Annotated in this window: 5 protein-coding genes; 1 reads left to right on the top strand and 4 read right to left on the bottom strand. The window is 50.4% G+C overall.

What is annotated here, in order from left to right:
* Positions 1 to 823: cbb3-type cytochrome c oxidase subunit I (locus ACOJS8_RS08085; RefSeq protein WP_420148032.1), on the bottom strand; the 823-nt coding region annotated here is incomplete at its 3' end.
* A gap of 18 nt (positions 824 to 841) precedes the next feature.
* On the bottom strand, positions 842 to 1,018 hold the full coding sequence (ccoS, locus tag ACOJS8_RS08090; RefSeq protein WP_420148033.1) for a cbb3-type cytochrome oxidase assembly protein CcoS: 177 nt from the start codon (positions 1,016 to 1,018) through the stop codon (positions 842 to 844).
* Positions 1,019 to 1,253: 235 nt separating this feature from the next.
* On the opposite strand from ccoS, the gene ACOJS8_RS08095 reads away from it, so the two are divergent.
* A complete protein-coding gene (locus ACOJS8_RS08095; RefSeq protein ID WP_420148034.1) occupies positions 1,254 to 2,003 on the top strand; it encodes an acyl-CoA desaturase in 750 nt (249 codons plus the stop codon).
* 26 nt (positions 2,004 to 2,029) lie between these two features.
* Here the strand turns inward: ACOJS8_RS08095 and ACOJS8_RS08100 are convergent, their stop codons facing one another.
* Positions 2,030 to 2,695, bottom strand: coding sequence for a thiopurine S-methyltransferase (locus ACOJS8_RS08100; protein WP_420148035.1), 666 nt, complete (start codon positions 2,693 to 2,695; stop codon positions 2,030 to 2,032).
* A 150-nt stretch (positions 2,696 to 2,845) separates the two neighbouring features.
* The coding region (locus ACOJS8_RS08105; protein ID WP_420148036.1) for an ABC transporter permease at positions 2,846 to 5,184 on the bottom strand (2,339 nt) is incomplete at its 5' end.

A 5,184-nucleotide genomic window follows, 5' to 3' on the forward strand; every position in this document is an offset into this window, starting at 1 on the left:
AGAAGTGCAGAATCGAGAGTCGGTACGAATACACCGGGCGGTTGGCCATTTTGGGCAGATAATAGTACATCATACCCAGATAAGGAGTTGTCAGAAAAAATGCTACGGCATTATGTCCGTACCACCACTGCACCAGCGCATCCTGCACACCCGCATAGAGATAGTAGCTCTTGAACATCCTGACCGGCATCTCAAACGAGTTGACAATGTGCAGCACGGCAATGGTCACGAACGTAGCAATGTAGAACCAGATGGCTACGTAGAGGTGACGTTCGCGCCGTTTAACAATCGTACCGAACATATTGACACCGAATACCACCCAGATCAACGTAATGGCAATGTCGATGGGCCATTCGAGTTCGGCGTATTCGTGGGAAGTTGTCAGTCCCAGCGGCAACGTAATGACGGCCGAAAGAATAATTAACTGCCAGCCCCAGAAATGGATTTTGCTGAGAACATCCGAAAACATGCGGGCCTTGCAAAGCCGTTGCAGCGAATAGTATATGCCCATGAAAATGGCATTCCCGACGAAGGCGAAAATGACCGCGTTGGTATGCAGCGGACGAATCCGGCCGAACGTAGTGTACTGATTGTTCAGATTCACCGAAGGGGCAAATAACTGACTGGCAATCAGGACGCCCACCAGCATCCCAATAATTCCCCAGATAACCGTGGCGATACCGAAATTCCGGACAATCGTGTTGTCGTACGCAAACCGTTCTACCGGTGTCTGATGATCCGGCGGTCGGTGTCCGATGTCAGCCCGGTCAGTTTGCCACTCGCGCTTCAGCTCAGTGGGGGTTGGATTAAACGAAACATTCATATTGAACGAATACAGGGGTTACGATGCGTTAGGTTGTGTTTCTGACGGTTCCGGTACGTTGTCTTCGAGCAGCATCCGAATCGAAGGCGTGTAGAGATCATCCTGCTGCCCCGTTTTCATCGACCAGAAAAATGCCCCCAGAAACCCCAGTGCCAGTACTAGACTGATGCCAATCATGAAAAAGATTATGCTCATCACCGTGTTGGTTTTACAGCTCAAAAGTGAGGTGATTTTAATCGGTAGTGTATGAGCTTCGTCAGGTGGAGGGCTGATAGAATTCAGGTTATTGCGGGGGCTGATAAAACTCATCGTACCGCCTAACGCTCGTCAGAACGTGGGCGAATGAAGCCCCTACTTTTGCGGCAGAATTACGCATCCGTGCAGTCATCGCCAGACTCTGAGTGGCGCGACCTTATTACTTATTTGATCAATGATTATCCTCGCATTTTTCCTCGCGCACTGGTATCTGTCAGTATCAATGCAGACGATTTTTCTTCACCGCTATGCTGCTCATCAGATGTTTACCATGAGCAAAGGCTGGGAAAAAGTTTTTTACATCCTGACATTCATTGGCCAGGGCTCATCGTTTCTGAGCCCACGGGCTTATGGCATCATGCATCGACTGCACCACGCTCATGCCGATACGGAAGAAGATCCGCACTCGCCGGAATTCTCTAAAAATCTGTTCGATATGATGTGGAAAACGCGGCTTTATTACAACGATATCCTCAACAATCGGGATACGATTCCGGTCAGGTTCAAAAAAGGAGTGCCGAACTGGGAATGGATGGAGCGCTTCGGCGATCAATGGGCGGTACGTCTGGCCTGGGGAACGGCTTATACGTTGTTTTATAGTCAGTTCGCTACGTCGCCCTGGCTGTTTTTGTTATTGCCCGTTCACTTCCTGATGGGGCCGGTGCATGGAGCTATTATCAACTGGTACGCGCACCGATACGGCTATACCAACTTTGTCGTGAACGATACGGCCAAAAACCTGCTGCCGTTCGACTTTCTCATGATGGGTGAATCGTATCACAACAATCACCACAAATACGGTGGACGAGCCAATTTTGGCGGCTTCCGCTGGCATGAATTCGACCCGGCTTATCCGCTGCTAAAAGCGCTTAACGAACTCAAAATTATTAAATTACGCGTAGGCCGGGATGAAGCTTATATGTGAAAAGCGTTCCGAAACGATCGTCTATATCAATTCAGCGCTTCGAGGGTAGTCGTATCGTAAAGCTTATGCATCAGAAAGGCATGTTCTTGTGGGAGCGATCGACTACGTAGTGTTTCCTGATTTGATACGGTTGGTCTTTCCACATGGTCAATAACGTAGTTCGGGTAATAGCTGGCCACTGCATCGTGCGCCATACCGGATAGAACGCCCGCTGATTTCACCGCGTCGTATTCCGGTGTATTCAGGAAATTTAGGGCACCTACGGGCGTTAATTGTTCCAGAACCTGCCGATATCTCATCCGTAACGAAGGGGGAAGCGCTGCCAGCGACGCCCGGTCGTAGACAACATCAATTGCCCCTAAATCGGCAGAGGTAAGACCAAAAAAGTCGCAGCAGAAAATAGTCAGGTTGCCTGAGATGAACCGATTGCCTATGCGTTTATAGGAGCGCTTCGTTTCCGCAAAAAATTGCTGCACAGTCCGTTCCGAAATCTCGACGCCTACAACCCGGAAAGCAAAGTGGCTGAAATAAAGTAAATCGAGGCTTTTTCCGCATAATGGTACGAAAACTGATTTGCCTTCCAGCGAAAAAGGAGTCAGGTATTTGATGATATATGGGTGAATATCCTGCCGAAAAAAGCCCGGATGATTACGGTTTACTTCCCAGGAATTAAACCAGAAAATTTCTTCCATGATGGTGGGTAACGAGGTCGCGTAGTTTTGGAGATACAAAATTCTGATACAACCCGGTCTATTTTTAGCGCGTATTTACGGCTTTTCCCGAACCGTAGTTTCCCGCCCCACGGAAGAAAAAGATAGCGGGAAACTACGTAATAAAACGCCTTACGCTTCGGAACGTAGCACGTCTAACGGTGGGCGGACCAACACCTCTCGGCTGTTGAAGAGACCAATCAAAATGGTTAACCCCGTCACAACAACCGTCACGACGGCTAGCGGAACGATATTGGGTTGGTAAGGAACCTCAAACACAAACTGCGCCAGCGCCCAGGTTCCAACGATGGATAGCAAAATACCCGACAACGATGCCAGCAGGCCCAACAATCCGTATTCCAGCGCTGTGATGCGAAGAATCTGCGTTCGGCTGGCACCGAGCGTACGTAGTAAAACACTTTCCCGCAATCGCTGGTATTTGCTGATAACCACGGAACTAGCCAGCACCAGAAGACCCGTGAGGATGCTGAACAGCGCCATAAACTGAATGACAAACGAAATCTGGTCGAGAATTTCGTCGATTGTTTTCAGAATCAGACCGAGGTCAATGGCCGATACGTTAGGAAAGCGGCTGACCAGTTGACGCTGCAACTGAGCCGAAATCTGGTTATTCGGAACCTTCGTCATCAATACGTGAAACTGCGGAGCCTGTTCCAGAACACCCGACGGAAAAACAACCAGAAAATTCGTCTGCACCCGATTCCAATCCACTTCCCGCGTCCCGCTGACGATAGTTTGAATGGGTGCGCCCTGTACATTGAAATTGAGCGTATCGCCGAGCTTGAGATGCATCCGATCAAAGAAGCCTTTCTCCATCGAAATGTACACCGCGCCGTCTGCCTGATACGGATTTTTCCCGGAAACCAGCTTCTCCGACGAAATCAGCGTGTCGCGATACGTAACGCGGTATTCGCGCGTAAACGCCCAGTTCGGGGTTTTGAACGTAGTGTCCTTGCGGCTCGTTCCTGTTGATTTTCCGTTAACATCCGATAGCCGCATCGTCACCACGGGCACCTCCTGCAGAATAGGTAGTTTTTCCGCTTTCACTAACGAGCGCACGCCCGCAATCTGCTCATTCTGAATATCAAACAACACCATATTGGGTTGCTGTCCACTGCCCGACAGCTCCACCCGGCCCAGCAACAATCCCTGCGTCAGATACAACGTAGCAATTAGAAAAGCACCGAGTCCAATGGACGTTACAAGAATAAGCGTCTGGTTATTAGGGCGGTACAGATTGGCAAGGCTTTGTCGCCAGACGTAGCTCCACGAAGCCGGAAAAAACCGACGTACCAGCCAGATCAGTCCTAAGCCCAAACCCGTCAGAATACTGAACGCAACAATCAGTCCACCCGTGAAACCAGCGGCCAGCATGAAATTCTGCGTTTGCAGGTAGGCGAACCCGACGATGAAACCTATCACGAGTACGTACACCAGCCAACGTAACGGATCACGTCCGGAAAGATCAGCTTCATAAGACGAACGGATGGCACGTAATGGTGATACGTTCCGAATCGTCAGCAGCGGCAGCAACGAGAACAAAACGGAAATGAGCAGGCCGGTTCCAATACCACTCAAAATAGCTGATCCTGACAAAGACGTATCGACCGTAATGGGAAGAAAATTGCCAAAGACACGTGGTAGGATCAACTGCACTGCCGAGCCCGCAACAGCGCCAACGGCAGCACCAAGTAGCCCCATCAGCGCCGTCTGAATCAGGTAAATCAGAAAGGCTTGTCGGCCGCTGGCACCGAGCGTACGCAGAATAGCGACCGACGCAACCTTCTCTTTAACGTAAAGCTGTACAGCACTGGCAACCCCGACACAGCCCAGCAACAACGCCACAAAAGCAACCAGACTCATGTACTTTGTCAGGTCTGCAAAAGAACGCCCTGTTTGTTTTTTGCGACCATCAACAGTATCGTAATTGATGCCTTCCTTATCTAACCGGGCCGAGATGGTCTTAACGTACTGATCGACATCGGTGCCCGGCGCAAACTGATAATAGTATTTATAATTGACCCGGCTTCCGCGCTGCAAAAGTCCAGTATTACTCAGAAACTGATTGGGAATGAAAACCGTCGGCGCTACGGTGGCCGCAACGGCGGCTTGCCCCGGTGTTTTCATAACGCGCCCAGCAATCAGAAACGACAGATTGCCGACACGTACCGAATCGCCGGGTTGGGCACCCAGTTGCACCAGCAGCGCATCATCGACCAGTGCCACACGCTCAGTTGCCCGTCGAAAAGTTTGTATGGCCGATACGGGCTGAACGTCCCACGTACCGTAGTACGGAAAATTACCCTGTAAGCCTTTTACCTGTGCCAGCCGAACTCCGCCCGTTCTTGGAATTGATACAAGCGACGGAAACGAAACTTCGTATGCCCGATCCCGGCCGGTGGTTTTCGCCAACTGTTGCAGGGATCGAGAGGGAGGACGATTCCAGGAAA

The sequence above is a fragment of the Spirosoma sp. genome (assembly GCF_048594605.1).
Lineage (GTDB): Bacteria > Bacteroidota > Bacteroidia > Cytophagales > Spirosomataceae > Spirosoma.

Bases quoted from the DNA above. Each gene is read 5' to 3' on its own strand.
- ccoS (WP_420148033.1), bottom strand. From the start codon at position 1,018: ATGAGCATAATCTTTTTCATGATTGGCATCAGTCTAGTACTGGCACTG.
- ACOJS8_RS08100 (WP_420148035.1), bottom strand. From the start codon at position 2,695: ATGGAAGAAATTTTCTGGTTTAATTCCTGGGAAGTAAACCGTAATCAT.
- ACOJS8_RS08095 (WP_420148034.1), top strand. From the start codon at position 1,254: ATGATTATCCTCGCATTTTTCCTCGCGCACTGGTATCTGTCAGTATCA.